Source organism: Comamonas sp. FG99, from assembly GCF_057808605.1.
On sequence record NZ_JBMDII010000032.1, the window covers coordinates 36,806 to 58,980 of the forward strand.

The window sequence follows — 22,175 nt, forward strand, 5'->3', positions numbered from 1 at the left end:
ATCCACCAATCGCTGACAGCTATCTTTTTAGCGAACCGCCTGCTGCAGCCACTGGGCGAAGGCGGTGCATTCCCAGCGATCCATCGCGCCGGTGTGCCAGCACAGGAAGTAGGCATGGGGGCTGGGCGTGCTGCGCTCGTACAGGCGCACGAGCTTGCCCTCGTCGAGCCAGGGCGCGCCGAGCTTGAGGCGGATCAGCGCGATGCCCATGCCGGCGGCGGCGGCGTCGCACATGAGGCCGATGTCGTTGAACTGCGAGCCCTCGTGCGGCTCGGGCCAGCGCAGGCCGCAGGCCACGAACCAGGTGCGCCAGGGGTCGAGCGCGCTGCGCAGCAGCGGCAGCTCGGAGAGGTCTTCGTACGCGTCGAAGGGGCCGTGCTCGCGCGCAAAGGCGGGCGAGGCCATGGGCGTGACCTCGTCGCGCGCCAGCTCCAGGTGCTCGACGTCGGCATAGCGGCCGGTGCCGTAGCGGATCATCAGGTCGGCGTCTTCGGCGATCACGTCCAGCAGCGGGATCGAGACATGCAGCGACAGGTCGATCTCGGGATAGGCATCGGTGAACTGGCGCAGGCGCGGAATGAGGATGGCGCGGGCAAAGGTGGGCGTGACCGCGATCTTCAGCCGCCGCTTGCCGGGCAACGTGGCCGAGCCGGGAAAGCGCTGCAGCGAATCCAGCCCCTCGCGCACATGGCTCAGGTAGGCATAGCCCTCGGTGGTGAGCGAGAAGTCGGCGCGGCCGAAGAGCGGCACGCCCAGCACCTGCTCCAGCTGGCGGATGCGATGGCTGACCGCGCTGGGCGTGACGCACAGCTCGTCGGCGGTCTGCGTCACGCTGCGCAGCCGCGCCAGCGCCTCGAAGGTCAGCAGGCACTGGATCGGCGGAATGCGCCGCGCGAGGCTGTTGCCGGGCGGCACGGGGAAGGCTTTGCCGGGTATCTGGTTCATGGACACTCGCTGTGCTCGGCAATGCTGGCCGGCAGGTAGAAGCTGTAGCCGGTGTTGCGCAGGGTCTTGACCGGCAGCTCCTGGCCGCTGAGCTCCTGCACCCTGCGCCGCAGGCGGCGCATCTGGGTGTCGAGGCGGCGCTGGTCGTAGTCCAGGTAGTCGGCGCCCAGCGCCTCGACGATGCGGCGCCGGCTGACCAGGCTGCCGGCCTCGCGCATCAGGCATTGCAGCACCACCAGGTCCTGCTGCGACAGCGGCAGCGGCGGCGCGCCGGGCGCGAGCAGGCGGCGCGGCGCGAGCTCCAGCCGCCACAGGGCCTGGCGCTGCTGCAGGCCCAGGCGGCGGGCCAGCGCGGCCAGCGTGGCTTCGAGCTCGTCCAGGTCGCAGCCCTTGCCCAGGTAGTGGTCGGCGCCGGCGGCCAGGCCGTGCACCCGGTCGGCGCCGGTGCTGCGCGCGCTGAACACCACGATGCCCAGCTGCTGGCCGTGGCTGCGCAGGCGCTGGATGAGCTGCAGGCCGTCGCCATCGGGCAGGCCGATGTCGATGACCGCCAGGCGGTGGCGGGCGGGATCGAAATCGCGCTCGAACTCGGCCAGGCTGGCGCAGCAGCAGGGCACGTAGCCCACGGCCTTGAGGAAATCGCCGAGTTCGTCGCGCAGGACAGGCTCGTCTTCGAGCAGGATGACATCCAGCATGGGGAGAGGGGGAAGTTCCGGGGTACGCTTGGGTTCTGCCATGGATCGCGAACCATCCACCATGCGCCATTATTGCGCAACCCCATTCTTGCCAGTACCGCAGCTGATGCGCCTGCTGGCGCTGCTGGCCTGCGCCTGGCCGCTGCTGGCGCAGGCCCAGGTGCTGCGCCTCGATGGCGCGGCCCCGATGCGCGAGGCACTGGGCTACCTGCAGCGCCTGGACGATCCGTCGCTTTCCCTGAGCGCCGAGCAGGCCGCCCAGGCGCCGGGCTGGCAGCCGCTGCCCGGCCACCTGAATGCGGGCTTCACCACCGCCGCGGTCTGGCTGCGCCTGCGCCTGCAGGTGCCGCAGCAGGTGCAGCAAGAGGTGTCGCGGGCGCAGGGCTGGACGCTGGTGTTGAGCAATGCCTTGCTGGACGATGTGCAGCTCTACGGCCGTGCGCCGGCGGGCCGCTGGCGCCTGCTGGGCCGCAGCGGCGAGGATGTGCCGCGCAGCGCCTGGCCGGTGGACTACCGCAGCCCCGCCTTCCTGTTCGAGCCCGCGGTGGCTGGCGAGCACGAGCTGCTGGTGCGGCTGCAGTCCAGGAACGCGATCGCGCTGCGGCTCGATCTGTGGCAGCGCCTGGCCTTTGACAACCACACGCGGCGCGCGGCGCTGGTTTTCGGCCTGTACTTCGGCGTCTACCTGCTGCTGATCTGCGTGCACCTGGTGTTCTGGCGGGCCACGCGGGCGGCGATGAGCGGGCTGTTCGTCGGCTATGTCGGCTGCTGCGTGCTGAATGCGGTGCTGTGGCTCGGGCTGCTGCAGCAGCTGACGGGCATGCCCGCCGCCTGGAGCGACCGCCTGCTCGCGCTGGGCCTGGCCTGCGCGGTTGCCGTGGGCGTGCAGCTCGCCTGCGGGCAGCTGGCACTGGCGCAGCGCCATCCGCGCGCGGCGGCGCTGCTGGTGCGCGGCGTCTGGCTGTGGTGCGGCGCCTGTGCGCTGGTGGCGGTGCTGCTGCGCCATGCCTGGGGCATGGTGCCGCTGCAGCTGCTGTTCATGGCGCTGATGGCGGGTTTTCTCATGCTGGCACTGTGGCTGCTGCGCCAGGGCGAGCCGCGCGCCGGGTTCTTTCTCGTGGCGTTCGGCATCTTCGATCTGTGCGTGGTGCTGGCCTTTCTGCGCAACCTGGGCGTCGTGCCGCTGCTGGCGATGGTTTCCGATCAGCTGGTGGCGAACAGCGCGGCCCTCGGCACCTTGCTGCACATGCTGCTGCTGAGCGCCTGGATCATCGGCGGCCATGAGCGCCAGCGCCGGCTGCGCGAGCGCCGGCAGGCGCTGCTGGAGGCCGAGCTGGCCCAGCGCCAGCGGCGCGAAAACGAACTGAGCCAGGCGCTGGAGCTGGAGCGGCGCGTGCGCCAGGAGCAACGCGAATTCGTGGCCATGGTGTCGCACGAGTTCCGCACGCCGCTGGCCATCATCACCACCTCGGCCCAGCAGCTGGCGCGCAATCTCGACGCGCCGCCCGAAAGGCAGCTGGCGCGCAGCCGCCATATCCGCGAGGCCGCGCAGCGCCTGCTGGCGCTGGTGGACGGCTACCTGAGCGACGACCGGCTGCACGAGTCCCAGCTCGAGCCGCAGCTGGAGCCCTGCGATCTGCGCGCGCTGGTCGGGGAGCTGCGCGAGGGCCTTGCGCCCGGCCGCGTGGCCTGCGTTTTCGGCGAGGGCGCAGACCGGCTGGTGACCGACAGCGGGCTGCTCAAGATCGCGCTGCGCAACCTGCTCGCCAATGCGGACCGCCATGCGCCCGCGGGCCTGGCGGTGCAGCTGCGCACCATGCGCGACGGCGCCTATCTGGGCATCGAGGTCTCGAACGTGGCGCCGCGCATCGCGGTGGCCGACCAGGAGCGTCTGTTCGAGAAATACTTCCGCGGCCAGAACGCCCGGCACCAGCCCGGCGCCGGGCTGGGCCTGTACCTGGTGCGCCGCATCGCCGAGAAGCTGGGCGGCAGCGTGGTGCTGGTGGCCGCGGGCGGCGAGCGGCCGGTGTGCCTGCGGCTGGTGTTGCCAATCGGCTAATGCTCAGATTTGCTCAGATTGGAAAGTGCGGTTTGTGACTACAGTCGGTTGACAGTTTTTTGCAATCGATTCATGCGGCATTTCTTCGTTCTGTGCCTGTGGGGCGCAGCCAGCCTGGGGGCCGGCGCGCAGCTGCGCGATGCCTCCTCTTGCGGCCCCGGGGCGGTGCAGCCCTGCGGGCAGCCGGCCGGGGCTGTGGCCGTGGCGCAGCTGGATGCCGCCTGCGGCGGCCCCAGCGTTGGCTGCAAGGCGGCGCCCGCGCCCCAAGCCGTGGCCGCCAGCGCACCCGATGCTGCGCCCGCGCCCAGCTGGGGCGAGTACGGCCGCTTCCTGCTCAGCGGCATCCTGGCGATAGTGCTGGTCGCCGTGCTGGGCCGCCGGCTGTACTAAGAGCCGCTAACACAACCCTTGATACGTCGTTGCTTCGCCTTGTCGTACTACCGTACTGCCTGCGGCTTGCCGATCGCGGCCCGGCGCCTCGTCTCAACCGCAAATCTTCGATTTGCTGGGTTGTGTTCGCAGCTCTAAGCCTGCGCGGCGGCGGCAACATCGCCTACCTGAACGCCTACCTGAAGACCACCGTCTTGTGGCCGTTGATCAGCACCCGGTGCTCCGAGTGCCACTTGACGGCGCGGGCCAGTACCTGGCTCTCGGTGTCTTGGCCGCGGGCGGTCAGGTCCTCCACGGTGTCGGTGTGGTCGGCGCGGGCCACGTCCTGCTCGATGATCGGGCCTTCGTCGAGGTCGGCGGTCACATAGTGGGCGGTGGCGCCGATCAGCTTCACGCCGCGGTCATGGGCCTGGTAGTAGGGCTTGGCGCCCTTGAAGCTGGGCAAAAAGCTGTGGTGGATGTTGATGGCGCGGCCCGAGAGCTTGGTGCACAGGTCGTTGGACAGCACCTGCATGTAGCGCGCCAGCACCACCAGCTCGGCACCCTCGGCCTGGATGATCTCGTACTGCCGGGCCTCGGCCTGGGCCTTGGTGGCCGCGGTGACCGGGATGTGGTGGAACGGGATGTTGTAGCTGGCCGCGAGCTGGTAGAAGTCGCGGTGGTTGCTGATGATGGCGCGGATGTCGATGGGCAGCAGGCCGCTCTTGAAGCGGAACAGCAGGTCGTTCAGGCAATGGCCCTGGCGGCTGACCATGATCACCGTCTTCATCGCCGCGGCCGCCGGGTGCAGCTGCCACTGCATCTCGTAGGGCGCGGCAAAGGCCGCCAGGCCCTCGCGCAGCGAGGCGCAGTCGGCGCCGCCGGCAAAGCGCACGCGCATGAAGAACAGGCCGGTGGCCGGGTCGTTGAACTGCGCGGCCTCTTCGATGTTGCCGCCGTTGTCGAGCAGGAAGCCGGAAACCGCGTGCACCAGCCCCAGGCGGTCCGGGCAGGAAAGCGTCAGAATGAATGCGTTGGTCATAAGCGCGCCATTGTCGCAGCTTGGCGCCGGCCGCGCGGGCTGCCGTGCTTTGGCAAAACTTTGGCAGAACTTTGGAAAAAGGACATGGGGCGCTCATGGTCTCTTGCACGGCGCAGCTTGATCGGCGGCAACACCCGGCCTGGTGAGAGGCGCAAAATGCCAGTTCGGATCAACGATCAAGGAGCCCGCATGAAGCGCGACCACCTGGCGCAGCCCGCACTCTCGCTCGCCCCGCAGGCCATCAGTCTCGACGTGCTGCAGGAGAAATACTTCAAGGGCGGCGAGACCCGTATCGACGAGCTGTACGCCCGCGTGGCGCGCGCACTGGCCTCGGTGGAGAAACCCGAGCTGCGGGCCGAGTGGGAGGCCCGCTTCTTCGCCAACCTGCAGGCCGGCGCCATCGGCGCGGGGCGCATCATGAGCGCGGCGGGCACCGACATCCAGGCCACGCTGATCAACTGCTTCGTGCAGCCGGTGGGCGACTGCATCCAGGGTGTGGACGGCGAGGGCTACCCCGGCATCTACGAGGCGCTGCGCGAAGCCGCCGAAACCATGCGCCGCGGCGGCGGCGTGGGCTACGACTTCTCGCGCATCCGCCCGCGTGGCGCCGAGGTCAAGGGCACGGCTTCGCTGGCATCGGGCCCCTGCAGCTACATGAACGTGTTCGACCAGAGCTGCTCCACGGTGGAGAGCGCGGGCAGCCGCCGCGGCGCGCAGATGGGCGTGCTGCGCATCGACCACCCCGACGTGCTGGAGTTCATCACCGCCAAGCGCACGCCGGGCCGCTGGAACAACTTCAACGTCTCGGTCGGCGTGCCCGATGCCTTCATGCAGGCGCTGGAGGGCGATGCCGACTGGCAGCTGGTGCACAGCGGCCGCCCGGGCGCCAAGCTGCAGGCCGCGGGGGCCTTCCAGCGCGGCGATGGGCTGTGGGTGTACCAGACGCTGCGCGCCCGCGCGCTGTGGGACACGGTCATGCAGTCCACCTACGATTTTGCCGAGCCCGGCATCCTGTTCCTCGACCGCATCAACCAGGACAACAACCTGCGCTATTGCGAAGGCATTGCGGCGACGAATCCTTGCGTCACCGCGGACACCCGGCTGGCGACCCAATATGGCCTGGTGCGGATTGGCGAGTTGTGTGCATCCGGCGTGCCGCTGGAGACGACGGTGGATCGCCGCGCGCTGGGATGTGGCGAGCGCGGCACGGAGGTTCGCCCGGCCCAAGCGGCCTTCAGGACGGCGCGCCAGGCCGATGTGTTCAAGGTGGTGACCGAAGACGGGTATGAAATCAAGGCGACGGCCTGGCATGATTTCTATACCGCGCGCGGAAAGATCAAGCTGTCTGAACTGCAGGTGGGCGACGAGCTGTGGGTGCAGTCGGGCAAAGGGCAGTTCGGCCGGCAGGGCAGTGCAGAGTTGGGCGAACTGCTGGGCTTGATTGCCGGAGATGGCCATTTCACTAACCGCGGAAAGGGCCAGGAAGCGGTCTGCATCAATCTCTGGAATCGGGAGCGGGTGCTGGCCGATCAAGTCGTAGGCACCGTCAATCGCCTGATCGCGGGCCTTGCGCAAGCGCCCCGTGGTTATCGGGTCGCTCCCGTGGTGCTGGCGCAGCGCAATCAGGTATTCATCCGTTCCGTGCTGCTGGCGCGGGCCTTGGCGCAGTGGGGATTCACGCGCGAGACGAAATTGAGGGTGCCCGAAGTCGTATGGCAAGGAACGCAGGCCTGCGCCAAAGCCTACCTCCGCGCCCTGTTCCAGGCGGATGGAACAGTGAATGTCTCCAGCGTCAAGGACAGCTGCTCCATACGCTTGAGCTCCAGCCACCCTCCACTGCTCAAGGATGTGCAGGTGCTGCTGATCAACTTCGGCGTGTTCAGCCGCCTGCGTTTGCGTCGGCGCGCCGCGCTGAAAACCTTGCCCAATGGCAAGGGCGGGCACGCTGAATATGCATGCAAGCCGCAGTATGAACTGATTGTCGATGGTGAGTCCCGCGAGCAATTCATGCGCGAAATCGGCTTCCTGCTGGATGACAAGACGAGCCGCTATCAGGAGTGGGTGGCCGGAAAGGCGCTGCTGAAAAGCCAGAGATTCGCCAGCAAGATCGTAGAGATTGCGCCTGCGGGCCAAGAAGAGGTGTTCGATACCACGCAATATGATCGCCATACCGTCATCTTCAATGGGCTGGTCACGGGACAGTGCGGCGAACAGCCATTACCGTCCTACGGCTGTTGCGACCTGGGGCCCATCATCCTGACGCGCTTCGTGCGCCATCCCTTCGGCTTTGGCGGGCTGCCGGGTTTTGACTTCGATGGTTTCGCGCAAGTGGTGGCCACACAGGTGCGCGCGCTCGACAATGTGCTCGACCTCACCTTCTGGCCGCTGCCGCAGCAGCAGGCCGAGTCCGCCGCCAAGCGCCGCATCGGCGTGGGCTTCACCGGCATGGGCAATGCGCTGGCCATGCTCACGCTGCGCTACAGCGAGCAGGCCGGCCGCGACATGGCCCGGCGCATTGCCGAGTGCATGCGCGACGCGGCCTACCGCGCCTCGGTGGAGCTGGCGCGCGAGAAGGGCGCCTTTCCCAGGTTCGACGCCGAGGGCTACCTGGCGCCGGGCACCTTCGCCAGCCGGCTGCCGCAGGACATCCAGGACAGCATCCGGGCGCACGGCATCCGCAACAGCCACCTGCTGTCGATCGCGCCCACCGGCACGGTGAGCCTGGCCTTTGCCGACAATGCCAGCAACGGCATCGAGCCGCCGTTCTCGTGGAGCTACACGCGCAACAAGCGCGAGGCCGACGGCAGCAAGAGCCAGTACCAGGTCGAGGACCACAGCTGGCGCCTGTACCGCGAACTGGGCGGCGATGTGAACGCACTGCCGCCGTATTTCGTATCGGCGCTGTCGATGAGCGCGGGCGAGCACCTGGCGATGATGGAGGCGGTGCAGCCCTATGTGGACACCGCGATCTCCAAGACGGTGAACATCCCGGCCGACTATCCCTACGAAGACTTCAAGGGCCTGTACCTGCAGGCCTGGCGCGCCAGGCTCAAGGGCCTGGCCACCTACCGCCCCAACAGCATCCTGGGCGCGGTGCTGGAGACCGCTGCGCCGGCGGCCGCACCCGAAGCCCCGGCTGCGCCGCCGGCGGACCCGATGAAGGTGGTGATCGAACGCCGCCCCGAGGGCGAGCTGGCCGCGGTGGTCGACAAGGTGGAGTACTGGACGCAGGAGGGCGCCAAGCGCCTCTACATCGTCATCTCCTTCCTGCCGATGGAGGCCGGCGACGGCAAGGGAGCGGTGGAGCGCGCGGTGGAATTCTTCATGCCCGTGGGGCAGAGCGGCGAGTCGCAGCAGTGGATCACGTCGAGCATGCGCCTCTTGTCGCTGGCGGCGCGCGGCGGCTTTCTGGAGCGCGCGCTGGCCGACATGCGCAAGGTGGCCTGGGACCGCGGCCCGGTGCGCCTGGGCAGCTACCAGAAGGCCGATGGCACGCGCGTGCCGATGTGGCACGACTCGGAGGTCGCCGCCATCGCCTATGCGGTGCAGCAGATCCTGGAGCGCCGGCGCCAGCACAGCCTGCCCGGCATGCAGGCCAGCCTGCTGGCGGCCGAGCCTGAGCACAAGCCCGTGCTGGCCGCGCCGCCAATCCAGACCATGGCCGGCAAGAAGTGCCTGGAATGCGGCGCGCACGCGGTGATCCGCAAGGATGGCTGCGACTATTGCACCGCCTGCGGCGCGCTGGGGGCCTGCGGTTGAAGGCTGGCGCATCCGGTGCTGGCTGCGCTTGGTTGCGGCGCCTTGTGGGTTGCGAGCGCAATCTTTTGTTCTTATGATCCGGCCCATCTACCTGGTTCAGCGGGTGAAAGGGCCCTGATTGCATGCCGCATCCATTATTCACACCGCGCTACGGTCATGACTGGCGAGGCCAGATGGTATGGCCAAACTGATTTTGCTGCTGCTGGGCGTGGATTTCCTGCGCGAGCGCTGGCACAGCCTGCTCGCCGCAGGTGTGTTGCTGGCATTGGCCGGAGTCGCGATCTTCGTTGATGCGCTGGATGGCGCGCTGTTCTTTCCGCTGCACTTCTTTGGCCTGCTTTTTGTGTTGGAGGGCGTGGCGACGCTGCTGGTTGTGAAATCGGGCGTGGGCGGGCAGCGGCTGCTTCGCTTGGGCAAAGGCATATTTGCGGTGCTGGTGGGAGTCCTGGTGCTGGTGGGCCAGCATCACCATGGGCATTTCCTGCTCTCCATGCTGTTCGGGGCTTTGTTCCTGGCCGATGGCTTGCTGCAATGCATCGCCAGCTCGGTGGTGCGCTACCAGCGCTGGAAATACGTGTTTGCAGCTGGTGTGCTTGAGATCCTGCTGGCCATCTTCTTCTTTCAGCCCTATCCTACGCACTACGTTGGCACGCTGCCGTATGGACTGGGGCTGTTCCTGTGCTTTGCCGGCCTGAAGCTGGTTGCGCTGGCGTGGCGGGCGCGTCGCCTAGAGGTCAATCCGGCAGTGCAGCAGGGGGAATTCGCTACCGGGGTGCCGCGAGCCATGTCGCCCGCGACCCGGGCCGTACTGTTCGATGGCCCGCCTGCAGCATCGGAGCCGGCTCTGACAGTTCATGTGTGGACGCCATCCGGCTCGGCCAAGGCGGATACGCGCAGCTATCCGTTAGTGGACCGCTACATCGCGGCGATGGATGTCAACGGCGTGGTTTCCACCGGGCATGCAGCACTCGAATCGCCTGAGGGCGTGTACATCAGCCTGTACCCTGCCACTGAGATCGATCGTTCACCGGACCAGTTCGGTGCCACGCTGCGCGCATCGCCCGACAACCATGTACCGGGCGTCTTCCAGCCTGACTATGCTACCGAGTCGGCTGCTTGGCAGCCTTCGACGGCGCAGGTGCGCATCCGCAACTACGACCCTATCCAGTTGCAGGCCTTTTGGCGGGAATACCGGCGCGACTCTACCTATAACCTTACCTATCGCAACTGCTCGACCTCGGTGGCCCGGGCGCTGGAGGCCGCGCTTGAAGGCGCCGCGCGGCGCCTGCATGGTGAGCAGCTTGGCTGGCGGGTTTTGCTGCGGCTGCTGCTGACGCCCGAGCTGTGGGTGGCTGCGCAGATTCGCAAGCGTGCGATGACTATGGCCTGGACGCCGGGCCTGATGCTGGACTATGCGCGTGCGATGAGCATGCTGGCCGATCCCCGGCCATTTGCATGGTGGCAGATGTCACAGGCTACGCTGCGCCGCATGGCCGCGCTGCGCAAGTCCTGGCGCGAGGGCGACCGCTCGGCCATGACCGAGCGCCGGTAGGGGTGTTCAGGCCGCCTCGTGGCCGGCCACGCCGGCCGCATGCGCCTGCTGGTCGGCATGGTACGAGCTGCGCACCATCGCGCCCACGGCGGCGTGGGTGAAGCCCATCTTGTAGGCCTCTTCCTCGAACATCTTGAAGGTGTCGGGATGCACGTAGCGGCGCACCGGCAGGTGGCTGTTGCTGGGCGCGAGGTACTGGCCGATGGTCAGCATGTCGATGTCATGCGCGCGCATGTCGCGCATCACCTGCAGGATCTCCTCGTCGCTCTCGCCCAGGCCCACCATGATGCCGCTCTTGGTCGGCACGCTGGGGTGCAGGGCCTTGAACTTCTTGAGCAGGTTCAGCGAGAACTGGTAGTCCGAGCCCGGGCGCGCCTCCTTGTAGAGGCGCGGCGCGGTTTCGAGGTTGTGGTTCATCACGTCCGGCGGCGCGGCCTTGAGGATCTCCAGCGCGCGGTCGTCGCGGCCGCGGAAGTCGGGCACCAGGATCTCGATCTGCGTGCGCGGCGACAGCTCGCGGATGTTCTTGATGCACTCCACGAAATGGCCCGAGCCGCCGTCGCGCAGGTCGTCGCGGTCCACGCTGGTGATCACCACGTACTTCAGGCGCAGCTGGGCGATGGTCTTGGCCAGGTTCAGCGGTTCGTTCACATCCAGCGGGTCGGGGCGGCCATGGCCCACGTCGCAGAACGGGCAGCGGCGCGTGCACTTGTCGCCCATGATCATGAAGGTTGCCGTGCCCTTGCCGAAGCATTCGCCGATGTTGGGGCACGAGGCCTCCTCGCACACCGTGTGCAGCTTGTTCTCGCGCAGGATGTCCTTGATCTCGTAGAAGCGCGTGGTGGGCGAGCCGGCCTTCACGCGGATCCACTCGGGCTTCTTCAGCACCTCGGCCTGCTCCACCTTGATGGGAATGCGCGACAGCTTGGCGGCAGCCTTCTGCTTGGCCAGCGGGTTGTAGTTGGCGGCGGACTGGGCTTCGCGGACGACTTCAGGGGTGCTCATGGCAGGTACTCACGGCGTATATCAGGGGGCCAGGCGGGATGCCAGCTCGGCCGCGAACACGTCGGCCACGGCTTCCCAGGAGGTATGGACGCCCATTGTAGAAAGATCGACCGTCCGCAGCCCTGCATAACCGCAAGGGTTGATGCGGTGGTAGGGTTCGAGGTCCATGCGCACATTGAGCGCGACTCCGTGGTAGGTGCAGTGCCGGCTCACCTTGATGCCCAGCGCGGCGATCTTGCCCAGGCCCTCGAAGTCTGGCTCGGGCGCCGGGCTGCCGGCCGGGCGGTACTGCGGGCGCTGGGGCAGCAGCGCATGGCTGCCGGGATCGTCCAGGCGCACGTAGATGCCGGGCGCGCCCGCCACGCGGTGGCCCACCACGCCCCAGTGCGCCAGGGTGCGGATCACCGACTCTTCGAGTCGATAGACATATTCCTTGACGAAATAGCCCGCGCGGCGCAGGTCCAGCAGCGGATAGGCCACCACTTGCCCCGGCCCGTGGTAGGTGATTTGCCCGCCGCGGTTGGTTTGTACCACCGGAATGTTGTCTGCATGCAACAGGTGCGCGGCCTTGCCGGCCAGACCCTGGGTGAAAGTGGGCGCGTGCTCACAAATCCATAGCTCGTCCTCTACATCCGGAGAGCGCGACTCGGTGAAACTTTGCATGGCAGACATGGTGGCGACATAGTCTGCGCGGCCCAGCAGGCGGGTGTGCATGGGGCCGGCCCTACAGCACGATCTTCACCATCGGATGCGAGGTGAGCGCGCGGTACAGGTTGTCGAGCTGCTCGCGGCTCGTGGCGGTCACGGTGATGGTGATGCCGAGGTACTTGTCTTCCTTGCTCGGGCGCAGCTCCACCGTGCTGGCGTCAAACTGCGGATCGTGCTCCTTGGCCAGCTGCGTGATCGCGTGCACGAAGCCGTCCTGGTTCAACCCCATCACCTTGATGGGGAATGGCGACGGGTACTCGATGAGAGAGTCCTTGCGAGGGTCCGATGCGGTGCTGGGGGTGTCGCTCATATTGCTGTGCTGCAGGTTGGTTATGGACTGGCAGGTTTTTGGAAGCTGTTAGGATCGCGGTTGCGTCGCACAGGGCCGGGATGCGCTGCGCCCACCAGGGCATGCAGCGAATATACGCGGTCACTGCGGCGACGATTGGCCGGTTGGAAAAGGAATGGGCGCAAAAACGCCTTCCGATTGCAACGGGTTTTTACTTATAATGAGAGGCTTTGTGTAGTTCCAGGGGGGCTGAATTCATGAATCCTGCTCCCGAGAATGAAGCTGAGGTTGAAGAGCTGGATTTCAAGCCCCTCACTGCGCAAGAGGCGCAAGAGTGGCGTAAGCGGCATCCGCCAATATCGGTGATGCGCGTGGTGGGGTGGCAGGCCGTGGCCGCATTGGCGGTGGCGCTGCTGGCCGGGTTGCTGTGGCAGCGGCAGGCGATTGCGCTGTCGGCGGGCTACGGGGCCTTGGCGGTGGTGATTCCGTCGGCCCTGTTTGCCCGGGGGCTGCGGATGCGCCTGGCGCCCGGTCATGCCCATGCCGCGATGCTCCGGTTCTTTGGCCTGGAGATCGCGAAACTCGCATTGACGGTGGTGCTGCTGGCAGTGGCGCCCAAGCTGGTGCGGGAGCTCAACTGGCTGGCCCTGGTGATAGGGCTGGTGGTAGTGATGAAGACGTACTGGTTGGCACTATGGATGTCGACCAGATCCAAATAACTGTTTGTGAATTGAGAAGAGTTGTCCGATGGCCGCAGAAGCGAACGCTCCGACTGCAAGTGAATACATCGTTCACCACCTGCAGCATCTCCAGAACATCAAGCAAAAGTCCATCATTGACTTCTCCGTGGTCAATCTGGACTCGATCGTGGTGGCTGCCCTCATCGGTCTGCTTGGCATCTTCGTGATGTGGCTGGCCGCCCGCAAGGCGACCTCGGGCGTGCCCGGCCGCTTCCAGGCCGCGGTGGAAATCCTGGTCGAGATGGTCGACAACCAGGCCAAGGCCAACATCCACAACGCGCAAAGCCGCAAGTTCATCGCCCCGCTGGCGCTCACCGTGTTCGTCTGGATCTTCCTGATGAACGCGATGGACATGCTGCCGGTCGACCTGCTGCCCTGGATGTGGCAGCACGCCCAGGGCGACCACCACGCCTACCTGCGCGTCGTGCCCACGGCCGATCTGTCGACCACGCTGGGCCTGGCCTTCGCCGTGCTGATCCTGTGCTTCTACTACAGCCTCAAGATCAAGGGCGCCGGCGGCTGGGCGCACGAGCTGGTGACCGCGCCTTTCGGCACCAGCAAGAATCCCATCTTCGCCCTGATCCTGGGCGTGGTGAATCTGCTGATGCAGATCATCGAATACGTTGCCAAGACCGTGTCGCATGGCATGCGGCTGTTCGGCAACATGTACGCTGGTGAGCTGGTGTTTATGCTGATCGCCCTGATGGGCGGCGCGGCTGCCATGTCACTCTCTGGTGTGTTGCTCCCCGTGGGGCACATCATTGCGGGTGCGATCTGGGCGATCTTCCACATTCTGGTGATCACCCTGCAAGCCTTCATTTTCATGATGCTGACGCTGATCTACCTCGGCCAGGCGCATGAAGCTCACTGACCTTTCCCTTTCCTTTTAACCTTTCTTTCTTTTTTATCTCAGGAGTCATCATGGAAAACATTCTCGGTCTCGTCGCTCTGGCTTGTGGTCTGATCGTTGGTCTGGGCGCTATCGGCGCTTCGATCGGTATTGCTCTGATGGGCGGCAAGTTCCTGGAATCCTCCGCTCGCCAGCCTGAGCTGATCAACGAACTGCAAACCAAGATGTTCATCTTGGCCGGTCTGATCGACGCCGCATTCCTGATCGGCGTGGCCATCGCCCTGCTGTTCGCTTTCGCCAACCCCTTCGCACTGGCCTAAGCTCCGATCAACGCCCTAGATAGAAAGGTGTTGCCGTGAGTATTAACGCGACCCTGTTCGTTCAGGCCATAGTCTTCTTGATTCTGGTGTGGTTCACGATGAAGTTCGTGTGGCCACCTATTGCCAAGGCGTTGGATGAGCGAGCAAAGAAAATCGCCGATGGTCTGGCCGCTGCTGATAAGGCAAAGTCGGAGTTGACGGCTGTGAACAAGCGCGTGGAGTCGGAACTGGCTCAGACGCGCAATGAAACAGCGTCGCGCATCGCGGATGCCGACCGCCGCGCCCAGGCCATCGTGGAAGAGGCCAAGGCCCGCGCCAGCGAGGAAGGCAACAAGATCATCGCCGCCGCCCGTGCCGAGGCCCAGCAGCAAGCCGTGCAGGCGCGTGAAGCGCTGCGCGAGCAAGTGGCTGCCCTGGCTGTGAAGGGTGCCGAGCAGATTCTGCGCAAGGAAGTGAACCCCGCCGTTCACAGTGATTTGCTCAACCGCCTGAAGACCGAGCTGTAAGGAAGCAAGATATGGCAGAAATCGCCACCATTGCCCGCCCTTACGCCGAAGCCTTGTTCAAGGCCTGCGCCGACAAGGGCGCAAGCTTGGACGAAGCCGTGTCTTGGGTGGACGTATTGGCGGCGATTGCCGCCGACCCTCAAATGCGCCAGCTGGCCGACAACCCCAAGGCCACGGACGATCAGGTGATCGACGTGGTGTCGGGTGTGGCCCAGGCGCGTGCTTGTGCACTGTCCGATCTGGCGCGCAATTTCCTGCGCACGCTGGTGGAAAACCGCCGCCTGGAAGCGCTGCCCGAAGTGGCCGCGCAGTTCCGCACGCTGGTGAACCAGCGCAACGGCTCGTCGGATGCCCTGGTGTACAGCGCATTCCCGCTGGACGCAGCCGCGCTCCAGGCGCTGGAGCCGGTGCTGGCGAAGCGCTTTGGCCGCAAGCTCAACCTGGCCACCCGGCTGGACGACTCGCTGATCGGCGGCGTTCGCGTGGTGGTGGGCGACGAGGTGCTGGACACTTCCGTCAAGGCCCGTCTGGAACAAATGAAAGCAACCCTCACTGCCTAGAGCAGTTGAAGGATTCGGCTAAACAATGAAAAGGAAAGAGTGATGCAACTCAATCCCGCAGAAATTTCTGAACTGATCAAGAGCCGCATTGAGGGTCTGTCAGGCAGCGCTGATGTTCGTAACGAAGGTACGGTGGTGTCGGTGACGGACGGTATCGTGCGCGTGCATGGCCTGTCCGACGTGATGCAGGGCGAAATGCTGGAGTTCCCGGCAACCCCCGACGGCCAGCCCACCTACGGCCTGGCGCTGAACCTCGAGCGCGACTCCGTCGGCGCCGTGATTCTGGGCGAATACGAGCACATCTCCGAAGGCGACACCGTCAAGTGCACGGGCCGCATCCTGGAAGTGCCTGTCGGCCCCGAGCTGATCGGCCGCGTGGTCAACGCCCTGGGCCAGCCCATTGACGGCAAGGGCCCGATCAACGCCAAGATGACCGACGTGATCGAGAAGGTCGCTCCCGGCGTGATCGCGCGCCAGTCGGTGGACCAGCCGCTGCAGTCGGGCATCAAGTCCATCGACGCGATGGTGCCTGTGGGCCGTGGCCAGCGCGAGCTGATCATCGGCGACCGCCAGACCGGCAAGACCGCCGTGGCCATCGACACCATCCTGGCCCAGAAGGGCCAGGGCGTGACCTGCATCTACGTCGCCATCGGCCAGAAGGCGTCGTCGGTCAAGAACGTGGTGCGCTCGCTGGAGCAGGCCGGCGCGATGGAATACACCATCGTCGTGGCTGCCACCGCCTCCGAATCCGCTGCGATGCAGTACGTGTCGGCCTACTCGGGCTGCACCATGGGCGAGTACTTCCGCGACCGCGGCGAAGACGCGCTGATCGTCTATGACGACCTGTCCAAGCAGGCCGTGGCCTACCGCCAGGTTTCGCTGCTGCTGCGCCGCCCGCCGGGACGCGAAGCCTTCCCCGGCGACGTGTTCTATCTCCACAGCCGCCTGCTCGAGCGCGCCGCCCGCGTGAACGCCGACTACGTGGAAGCCTTCACCAAGGGTGAGGTCAAGGGCAAGACCGGTTCGCTGACCGCGCTGCCGATCATCGAAACCCAGGCTGGCGACGTGTCCGCCTTCGTGCCGACCAACGTGATCTCGATCACCGACGGCCAGATCTTCCTGGAAACCAACCTGTTCAACGCCGGTATCCGCCCCGCCATCAACGCCGGTATCTCGGTGTCGCGCGTCGGTGGCGCTGCCCAGACCAAGCTGGTCAAGGGCCTGTCCGGCGGTATCCGTACCGACCTGGCCCAGTACCGTGAGCTGGCTGCGTTCGCGCAGTTCGCCTCCGACCTGGACGAAGCCACCCGCAAGCAGCTGGACCGCGGCGCCCGCGTGACCGAGCTGCTCAAGCAGCCCCAGTACAGCCCGCTGTCCATCGCGCTGATGGCCGCCTCGCTGTTCGCAGTGAACAAGGGCTTCATGGACGACATCGAAGTCAAACAGGTGCTGCCGTTCGAATCGGGCCTGCACCAGTTCCTGAAGACCAGCCACGGCGCCTTGCTCGACCGCCTGAACCAGAACCGCGCCTTCGACAAGGAAGGCAAGGACGAGGCCGAACTGACTGCAGCCATCACTGCATTCAAGAAGTCCTTCGCTTAATTCGGGCGAGGAGTCATCATGGCAGCAGGCAAGGAAATACGCGGCAAGATCAAATCGGTGGAAAACACCAAGAAGATCACCAAGGCCATGGAGATGGTTGCCGCATCCAAAATGCGCAAGGCGCAGGAGCGGATGCTGGCGGCCCGTCCATACAGCGAGAAGATTCGCGCAATTGCGGCTCATCTGAGCCAGGCGAACCCCGAGTATGTCCACCCCTTCATGGTGTCGCACGACGCCAAGAAGGTGGGCATGATCGTGGTGTCCACCGACAAGGGCCTGTGCGGCGGCATGAACACCAATGTGCTGCGTGCCGTGACGAACAAGCTCAAGGACCTGCAGTCCGCCGGTGTCAGCGCCGAAGCCGTCGCCATTGGCGGCAAGGGCCTGAGCTTCCTGACGCGCGTGGGCGCCAAGGTGGTGGCCAATGCCACCGCGCTGGGCGACACGCCGCACCTCGAAGCGCTGATCGGCCCGGTCAAGGTGCTGCTGGACGCATACGCGCAAGGTAAGCTCCAGGCAGTCTATCTGTGCTACACCAAGTTCATCAACACGATGAAGCAGGAATCGGTGGTGGAGCAGCTGCTGCCGCTGTCGACCGAGGCGATGCAGGGATCCGCGCCGGCTCATGGCTGGGACTACATCTACGAGCCCGATGCGCAAAGCGTGATCGACGAGCTGCTGGTGCGCTACGTGGAGTCGCTGATCTACTCCGCGGTGGCCGACAACATGGCTTCCGAGCAGTCCGCGCGCATGGTCGCGATGAAGGCCGCGACGGACAATGCCGGCAACGTGATCAACGAGCTCAAGCTGGTCTACAACAAGACGCGCCAGGCAGCGATCACGACCGAGTTGTCGGAAATCGTGGCGGGCGCCGCCGCTGTGTAAGCAGCTGGGCTGAAATCAATATTGGAGCAAAAAGATGGCTCAAGGGAATACTCAAGTGAACGCAGGCGTTCAGGGCAAGATTGTTCAATGTATCGGCGCTGTGGTGGACGTGGAGTTTCCGCGTGACCGTATGCCCAAGGTGTTCGACGCGCTCAAGCTCGAAGGCTCCGCGCTGACGCTGGAAGTGCAGCAGCAGCTGGGCGACGGCGTGGTGCGCACCATTGCGCTGGGTTCTTCCGACGGCCTCAAGCGCGGCCTGATGGTGACCAACACCGGCAACTCCATCACCGTGCCCGTGGGCAAGGCAACGCTCGGCCGCATCATGGACGTGCTGGGCAACCCCATCGACGAGCGCGGCCCCGTGGATCAGGCCCTGACGGCCTCCATCCACCGCAAGGCTCCCGCGTACGACGAGCTGTCGCCTTCGCAGGAACTGCTGGAAACCGGCATCAAGGTGATCGACCTGGTGTGCCCGTTCGCCAAGGGCGGCAAGGTGGGCCTGTTCGGTGGCGCCGGCGTGGGCAAGACCGTGAACATGATGGAGCTCATCAACAACATCGCCAAGGCCCACAGCGGTCTGTCGGTGTTCGCTGGTGTGGGTGAGCGTACCCGCGAAGGCAACGACTTCTACCATGAAATGTCGGACGCCGGCGTGGTCAACCAGGAAAACCTGGGCGAGTCCAAGGTGGCCATGGTCTACGGCCAGATGAACGAGCCGCCGGGCAACCGCCTGCGCGTGGCGCTGACCGGCCTGACGATGGCTGAAGCCTTCCGCGACGAAGGCCGCGACGTGCTGTTCTTCGTGGACAACATCTACCGCTACACGCTGGCCGGTACCGAAGTGTCCGCTCTGCTGGGCCGTATGCCTTCCGCCGTGGGCTACCAGCCTACGCTGGCCGAGGAAATGGGCCGCCTGCAAGAGCGCATCACCTCGACCAAGGTCGGCTCGATCACCTCGATCCAGGCCGTGTACGTGCCTGCCGACGACTTGACCGACCCGTCGCCTGCCACGACCTTCGCCCACTTGGACTCCACCGTGGTGCTGTCGCGTGACATCGCCGCCCTGGGCATCTACCCCGCCGTGGACCCGCTGGACTCCACCAGCCGCCAGCTCGACCCGCAGGTCGTGGGCGAGGAGCACTACAAGGTGGCCCGCGCCGTGCAGGGCACGCTGCAGCGCTACAAGGAACTGCGCGACATCATCGCGATTCTGGGCATGGACGAGCTGGCTCCCGAAGACAAGCTCACCGTGGCCCGTGCGCGCAAGATCCAGCGTTTCCTGTCGCAGCCGTTCCACGTGGCCGAAGTGTTCACCGGCGCGCCCGGCAAGTACGTGCCGCTGGCCGAAACCATCCGCGGCTTCAAGATGATCGTCAACGGCGAATGCGACCACCTGCCCGAACAGGCGTTCTACATGGTGGGCACCATCGACGAGGCGATGGAAAAGGCCAAGAAGGTGGGCTGATGCGTACCGGGCGCCCGCCGCCCGTTAGCGGCGGCGCCTGTTCGATGTCCCACTGTTTCTAGGAGCAAAGATGAACACCATCCACGTTGATGTGGTCAGCGCAGAAGAGTCCCTCTTCTCCGGCGAGGCGCGCTTTGTCGCGCTGCCCGGCGAGATGGGCGAGCTGGGCATCTACCCACGCCACATTCCGCTGATCACCCGCATCAAGCCGGGTTCGGTGCGTATCGAGAAACCCGATGGCGGCGAGGAGTTCATCTTCGTGGCCGGGGGTATCTTGGAAGTGCAGCCGGACCGGGTGACCGTCCTCTCGGACACCGCCGTGCGCGGCAAGGACCTGGACGAGAAGAAGGCCGAAGAAGCCAAGAAGAAGGCCGAAGAGGCCGTCAAGCTGGCCAAGAGCGACCTGGACCTGGCCAAGGCACAGTCCGAGCTGGCCGTGATGGCCGCCCAGATCGCCGCCTTGCAGAAATACCGCCAAAAGCGCTGATCCGTTTGGCGCCGAGCGGCCAGCAAGCCACCCGCCCGGGTGGCTTTTTTATTTTTGCCCGGTGCGGGCTGCCGGGAAATGCACCTGCAGCACGGCCGCCACCAGCTCCACCGCCTGCAGCAGCCCGGCCTCGTACGACTGGCTGCGCAGCGTCTGGCTGATCTGCTGCACCATCGCCTGCCACTGCTGCGCCGGCACCGCGCGGGCCAGCGCGCGGTCGGCCACGATCTCGATCGCGCGGTCGGCCTGCAGCAGGTAGATCAGCACGCCGTTGTTCTCCTCGGTGTCCCATACCCGCAGCTTGCTGAATTGCATGATGGCGCGCTCGCGCACCGGCGCATCGCGCCGGATGTAGCTCCAGGGCAGGGCGGATTCCACATAGACGCGGATCAGCCCGGTGTGGCGATGGTCGCTTTCGGCGATCGCATCGCCGATGCGCTGGTGCGCCGCCGCCGACAGCACCTGCCGGGTACGCTGGTCGCGCAAGCGGTGGCGCAGCTGCCGTGCCGAACGTGAAAGCCAGTTGCCCATTACCAATCCCCCGACGCGCCGCCGCCGCCGAAATCGCCCCCGCCACCCGAGCTGAAGCCGCCGCCGGAAGAGCCGCCGCTCCAGCCGCCACCGCCGCCGGACGAGCCCCAACCGCCGCCCATCGGCACGAAGGGGCCGCCGCCGCGCCCGCCCAGCGAGCTGCCGCGCCCGCTGGCGCCGGTGAGCAGCACCAGCAAAAAGGCCACCACGCCCACGCCGCCGGCCAGCAGCAGGCTGGCGCTGAGCGCGAAGGCGCTGACGCCGGCGATGCCGCCGGCCGCGACCGAGCCCAGCGGTCGGCCCAGCAGCCCGCGCAGCACCGAGCCGGCGATGGTGACGAAGACAAAGAAGAAAATCGCCAGCGTGGGCAGGTCCACGCCATCCAGCAGCGATGCGGGGCCTGGCTGCTTGCGCGCCGCGCTGGGCGCGGGCAGGCTCTCGCCGCGGATGGCGGCGCCTATCGCGTCGGCGGCATCGGCCAGGCCGGCCGCATAGCGGTTGTTGCGAAATTGCGGCGCCATGCGTTCGTCGATGATGCGCGCCGCGCGCAGATCGGGTATCGCGCCCTCCAGCGACTTGGCCACCTCGATGCGCATGCGCCGGTCGTTCTTGGCCACCACCACCAGCACGCCGTCGCCCACCTCCTTGCGGCCGATCTTCCAGGCGTTGGCCACCCGGTTGGCGTAGGCCGCGATGTCCTCGGGCGCGGTGCTCGGCACCAGCAGCATCACCACCTGCGATCCAGTGCTGCGCTCCAGCTCGGCGAGGCGCTGCTCCAGCGCGCCATGCTCCTGGGCCGACAGCGTGCCCGTGCCGTCGATCACATGGCCGCTGAGCGCCGGTATGGCCTGCACCTCGGCATGGGCCGCCGTGGCCCAGCCGAATGCCAGCAGCAAGATGGCGACGAGCGCCCGCAGGATCTGCGTCATGGTGGGGCCTGGCCTCGGCTTACTTGTTGCCGCTGGAGAAATCGACCTTTGGCGGCGTGGAGATCTCGGCCTCGTTCTGCACCGTGAAGTTGGCCTTGGGCTCGTAGCTGAAGACCTTGGCGGTGATGTTGGTCGGGAAGCTGCGGGCCAGCACGTTGTAGGCCTGCACCGTGCCGATGTAGCGCTCGCGCGCCACGGCGATGCGGTTCTCGGTGCCCTCCAGCGTCACCCGCAGGTCGCGGAAGGCCTGGTTGGCCTTGAGCTGCGGATACTGCTCGGCCACCACCATCAGGCGCGACAGCGCGCTCGACAGCTCGCCCTGCGCCTGCTGGAACTTGTTGAAGGCCTCGGGGTTGTTGATCAGCTCGGGCGTGGCCTGGATCGAGGTGGCCTTGGCGCGCGCCTCGATCACCTTGGTGAGCGTGTCCTGCTCGAAATTGGCCTCGCCCTTGACCGAGGCCACGATGTTGGGCACCAGGTCGGCGCGGCGCTGGTACTGGTTCAGCACCTCGCTCCAGGCGGCCTTGCTTTTTTCATCCAGGCGCTGGAAGTCGTTGTAGCCGCAGCCCGACAGGGCCAGCGTGGCGGCAAGGATGATCGCAAATCGTTTCATGGTGGTCCCTTCCTGATGCTGTACCCGGGGCATTGTTGCAGAGAACCGATGCCGCCAATGTAAGCGATTGACAGCTATTGCGGCGGCTTGGGATGGGCCACAATTGCCTCCATGGACGATATCGTGAAGCAGGCCATGGCGAAATGGCCCGATGTGCCCGCCTGCTACGGCTGGCTGGGGCTGGACGGGCGGGGGCAGTGGTGGCTGCGCGATGCGGCCGCGCAGGCCTGCGGCAGCTTCGGCGGCGGGGGGGGGGGGGGGGGG

23 protein-coding genes are annotated in these 22,175 nt (G+C 66.1%); 14 read left to right on the forward strand and 9 right to left on the reverse strand.

Annotated elements, in window-relative coordinates; genetic code table 11:
- Nucleotides 1-27: 27 nt before the first annotated feature.
- The gene (locus ACODRX_RS19395; protein ID WP_488873173.1) at nucleotides 28-945 is read right to left on the reverse strand and encodes a LysR substrate-binding domain-containing protein; all 918 of its coding nucleotides are present in this window, start codon (nucleotides 943-945) and stop codon (nucleotides 28-30) included.
- Nucleotides 942-1,640 (reverse strand): response regulator transcription factor, encoded by a 699-nt coding sequence (locus ACODRX_RS19400; protein WP_488873174.1) that lies wholly within the window; start codon nucleotides 1,638-1,640, stop codon nucleotides 942-944. Before ACODRX_RS19400 ends, ACODRX_RS19395 begins: the two co-directional genes overlap by 4 nt.
- Nucleotides 1,641-1,728: 88 nt before the next feature.
- Here ACODRX_RS19400 and ACODRX_RS19405 point away from each other — a divergent pair, with 88 nt between their 5' ends.
- Nucleotides 1,729-3,699 (forward strand): sensor histidine kinase, encoded by a 1,971-nt coding sequence (locus ACODRX_RS19405; protein ID WP_488873175.1) that lies wholly within the window; start codon nucleotides 1,729-1,731, stop codon nucleotides 3,697-3,699.
- Nucleotides 3,700-3,771: 72 nt separating this feature from the next.
- Nucleotides 3,772-4,089: a hypothetical protein gene (locus ACODRX_RS19410; RefSeq protein WP_488873176.1), complete on the forward strand. Its 318-nt coding sequence runs from the start codon at nucleotides 3,772-3,774 to the stop codon at nucleotides 4,087-4,089.
- 175 nt (nucleotides 4,090-4,264) lie between these two features.
- Here the strand turns inward: ACODRX_RS19410 and purU are convergent, their stop codons facing one another.
- Complete coding sequence (purU, locus tag ACODRX_RS19415; protein WP_488873177.1) at nucleotides 4,265-5,110, reverse strand: formyltetrahydrofolate deformylase; 846 nt, start codon at nucleotides 5,108-5,110, stop codon at nucleotides 4,265-4,267.
- Between the two features lie 189 nt (nucleotides 5,111-5,299).
- On the opposite strand from purU, the gene ACODRX_RS19420 reads away from it, so the two are divergent.
- Together ACODRX_RS19420 and ACODRX_RS19425 are read left to right on the forward strand one after the other, a co-directional pair.
- The gene (locus ACODRX_RS19420; protein ID WP_488873178.1) at nucleotides 5,300-8,869 is read left to right on the forward strand and encodes an LAGLIDADG family homing endonuclease; all 3,570 of its coding nucleotides are present in this window, start codon (nucleotides 5,300-5,302) and stop codon (nucleotides 8,867-8,869) included.
- Between the two features lie 178 nt (nucleotides 8,870-9,047).
- Nucleotides 9,048-10,421: an HdeD family acid-resistance protein gene (locus tag ACODRX_RS19425; protein ID WP_488873179.1), complete on the forward strand. Its 1,374-nt coding sequence runs from the start codon at nucleotides 9,048-9,050 to the stop codon at nucleotides 10,419-10,421.
- Between the two features lie 6 nt (nucleotides 10,422-10,427).
- Here the strand turns inward: ACODRX_RS19425 and lipA are convergent, their stop codons facing one another.
- The 3 genes from lipA to ACODRX_RS19440 are packed head-to-tail and all read right to left on the reverse strand — an operon-like array spanning nucleotide 10,428 to nucleotide 12,444.
- Entirely contained in the window at nucleotides 10,428-11,426 is a 999-nt protein-coding gene (gene lipA / locus ACODRX_RS19430; RefSeq protein ID WP_488873180.1) for a lipoyl synthase, read from the reverse strand.
- 21 nt (nucleotides 11,427-11,447) lie between these two features.
- Entirely contained in the window at nucleotides 11,448-12,140 is a 693-nt protein-coding gene (gene lipB, locus ACODRX_RS19435) for a lipoyl(octanoyl) transferase LipB (protein ID WP_488873181.1), read from the reverse strand.
- Between the two features lie 10 nt (nucleotides 12,141-12,150).
- Nucleotides 12,151-12,444, reverse strand: coding sequence for a YbeD family protein (locus tag ACODRX_RS19440; RefSeq protein WP_488873182.1), 294 nt, complete (start codon nucleotides 12,442-12,444; stop codon nucleotides 12,151-12,153).
- Nucleotides 12,445-12,680: 236 nt separating this feature from the next.
- On the opposite strand from ACODRX_RS19440, the gene ACODRX_RS19445 reads away from it, so the two are divergent.
- From ACODRX_RS19445 to ACODRX_RS19485, 9 genes are all read left to right on the forward strand, one after another.
- Nucleotides 12,681-13,142, forward strand: coding sequence for an ATP synthase subunit I (locus ACODRX_RS19445; RefSeq protein ID WP_488873183.1), 462 nt, complete (start codon nucleotides 12,681-12,683; stop codon nucleotides 13,140-13,142).
- A gap of 28 nt (nucleotides 13,143-13,170) precedes the next feature.
- Nucleotides 13,171-14,034: a F0F1 ATP synthase subunit A gene (atpB, locus tag ACODRX_RS19450; RefSeq protein WP_488873184.1), complete on the forward strand. Its 864-nt coding sequence runs from the start codon at nucleotides 13,171-13,173 to the stop codon at nucleotides 14,032-14,034.
- A gap of 50 nt (nucleotides 14,035-14,084) precedes the next feature.
- Nucleotides 14,085-14,333 (forward strand): F0F1 ATP synthase subunit C, encoded by a 249-nt coding sequence (atpE, locus tag ACODRX_RS19455; protein ID WP_460483209.1) that lies wholly within the window; start codon nucleotides 14,085-14,087, stop codon nucleotides 14,331-14,333.
- A 35-nt stretch (nucleotides 14,334-14,368) separates the two neighbouring features.
- Nucleotides 14,369-14,839, forward strand: coding sequence for a F0F1 ATP synthase subunit B (locus ACODRX_RS19460; RefSeq protein WP_488873185.1), 471 nt, complete (start codon nucleotides 14,369-14,371; stop codon nucleotides 14,837-14,839).
- A gap of 11 nt (nucleotides 14,840-14,850) precedes the next feature.
- Nucleotides 14,851-15,399: a F0F1 ATP synthase subunit delta gene (locus ACODRX_RS19465; RefSeq protein WP_488873186.1), complete on the forward strand. Its 549-nt coding sequence runs from the start codon at nucleotides 14,851-14,853 to the stop codon at nucleotides 15,397-15,399.
- Nucleotides 15,400-15,441: 42 nt separating this feature from the next.
- Complete coding sequence (gene atpA / locus ACODRX_RS19470; protein ID WP_488873187.1) at nucleotides 15,442-17,001, forward strand: F0F1 ATP synthase subunit alpha; 1,560 nt, start codon at nucleotides 15,442-15,444, stop codon at nucleotides 16,999-17,001.
- An 18-nt stretch (nucleotides 17,002-17,019) separates the two neighbouring features.
- Complete coding sequence (atpG, locus tag ACODRX_RS19475; protein ID WP_488873188.1) at nucleotides 17,020-17,886, forward strand: F0F1 ATP synthase subunit gamma; 867 nt, start codon at nucleotides 17,020-17,022, stop codon at nucleotides 17,884-17,886.
- 34 nt (nucleotides 17,887-17,920) lie between these two features.
- Complete coding sequence (gene atpD / locus ACODRX_RS19480; RefSeq protein WP_488873189.1) at nucleotides 17,921-19,351, forward strand: F0F1 ATP synthase subunit beta; 1,431 nt, start codon at nucleotides 17,921-17,923, stop codon at nucleotides 19,349-19,351.
- Between the two features lie 70 nt (nucleotides 19,352-19,421).
- On the forward strand, nucleotides 19,422-19,838 hold the full coding sequence (locus ACODRX_RS19485) for a F0F1 ATP synthase subunit epsilon (protein WP_488873190.1): 417 nt from the start codon (nucleotides 19,422-19,424) through the stop codon (nucleotides 19,836-19,838).
- A 48-nt stretch (nucleotides 19,839-19,886) separates the two neighbouring features.
- Here the strand turns inward: ACODRX_RS19485 and ACODRX_RS19490 are convergent, their stop codons facing one another.
- Genes ACODRX_RS19490 through ACODRX_RS19500 form a run of 3 tightly spaced genes read right to left on the reverse strand, consistent with a single transcriptional unit; the run spans nucleotide 19,887 to nucleotide 21,911 of the window.
- Nucleotides 19,887-20,369, reverse strand: coding sequence for a TPM domain-containing protein (locus ACODRX_RS19490; protein ID WP_488873191.1), 483 nt, complete (start codon nucleotides 20,367-20,369; stop codon nucleotides 19,887-19,889).
- Nucleotides 20,369-21,298: a TPM domain-containing protein gene (locus ACODRX_RS19495; protein WP_488873192.1), complete on the reverse strand. Its 930-nt coding sequence runs from the start codon at nucleotides 21,296-21,298 to the stop codon at nucleotides 20,369-20,371. Before ACODRX_RS19495 ends, ACODRX_RS19490 begins: the two co-directional genes overlap by 1 nt.
- 19 nt (nucleotides 21,299-21,317) lie before the next feature.
- Nucleotides 21,318-21,911 carry a LemA family protein gene (locus tag ACODRX_RS19500; RefSeq protein WP_488873193.1) on the reverse strand — a complete coding sequence of 198 codons (594 nt, stop codon included), beginning with the start codon at nucleotides 21,909-21,911 and terminating at the stop codon, nucleotides 21,318-21,320.
- A 111-nt stretch (nucleotides 21,912-22,022) separates the two neighbouring features.
- On the opposite strand from ACODRX_RS19500, the gene ACODRX_RS19505 reads away from it, so the two are divergent.
- Nucleotides 22,023-22,175: DUF2946 family protein (locus tag ACODRX_RS19505; RefSeq protein WP_488873195.1), on the forward strand; the 153-nt coding region annotated here is incomplete at its 3' end.

Coding starts and splice junctions, on each gene's coding strand:
- ACODRX_RS19420 (WP_488873178.1), top strand. CDS start 5,300: ATGAAGCGCGACCACCTGGCGCAGCCCGCACTCTCGCTCGCCCCGCAG.
- atpE (WP_460483209.1), top strand. CDS start 14,085: ATGGAAAACATTCTCGGTCTCGTCGCTCTGGCTTGTGGTCTGATCGTT.
- atpA (WP_488873187.1), top strand. CDS start 15,442: ATGCAACTCAATCCCGCAGAAATTTCTGAACTGATCAAGAGCCGCATT.
- ACODRX_RS19425 (WP_488873179.1), top strand. CDS start 9,048: ATGGCCAAACTGATTTTGCTGCTGCTGGGCGTGGATTTCCTGCGCGAG.
- ACODRX_RS19445 (WP_488873183.1), top strand. CDS start 12,681: ATGAATCCTGCTCCCGAGAATGAAGCTGAGGTTGAAGAGCTGGATTTC.
- ACODRX_RS19500 (WP_488873193.1), bottom strand. CDS start 21,911: ATGAAACGATTTGCGATCATCCTTGCCGCCACGCTGGCCCTGTCGGGC.
- purU (WP_488873177.1), bottom strand. CDS start 5,110: ATGACCAACGCATTCATTCTGACGCTTTCCTGCCCGGACCGCCTGGGG.
- ACODRX_RS19465 (WP_488873186.1), top strand. CDS start 14,851: ATGGCAGAAATCGCCACCATTGCCCGCCCTTACGCCGAAGCCTTGTTC.
- ACODRX_RS19495 (WP_488873192.1), bottom strand. CDS start 21,298: ATGACGCAGATCCTGCGGGCGCTCGTCGCCATCTTGCTGCTGGCATTC.
- ACODRX_RS19490 (WP_488873191.1), bottom strand. CDS start 20,369: ATGGGCAACTGGCTTTCACGTTCGGCACGGCAGCTGCGCCACCGCTTG.
- ACODRX_RS19400 (WP_488873174.1), bottom strand. CDS start 1,640: ATGCTGGATGTCATCCTGCTCGAAGACGAGCCTGTCCTGCGCGACGAA.
- ACODRX_RS19410 (WP_488873176.1), top strand. CDS start 3,772: ATGCGGCATTTCTTCGTTCTGTGCCTGTGGGGCGCAGCCAGCCTGGGG.
- atpD (WP_488873189.1), top strand. CDS start 17,921: ATGGCTCAAGGGAATACTCAAGTGAACGCAGGCGTTCAGGGCAAGATT.
- lipA (WP_488873180.1), bottom strand. CDS start 11,426: ATGAGCACCCCTGAAGTCGTCCGCGAAGCCCAGTCCGCCGCCAACTAC.
- lipB (WP_488873181.1), bottom strand. CDS start 12,140: ATGCACACCCGCCTGCTGGGCCGCGCAGACTATGTCGCCACCATGTCT.
- atpG (WP_488873188.1), top strand. CDS start 17,020: ATGGCAGCAGGCAAGGAAATACGCGGCAAGATCAAATCGGTGGAAAAC.
- atpB (WP_488873184.1), top strand. CDS start 13,171: ATGGCCGCAGAAGCGAACGCTCCGACTGCAAGTGAATACATCGTTCAC.
- ACODRX_RS19440 (WP_488873182.1), bottom strand. CDS start 12,444: ATGAGCGACACCCCCAGCACCGCATCGGACCCTCGCAAGGACTCTCTC.
- ACODRX_RS19485 (WP_488873190.1), top strand. CDS start 19,422: ATGAACACCATCCACGTTGATGTGGTCAGCGCAGAAGAGTCCCTCTTC.
- ACODRX_RS19395 (WP_488873173.1), bottom strand. CDS start 945: ATGAACCAGATACCCGGCAAAGCCTTCCCCGTGCCGCCCGGCAACAGC.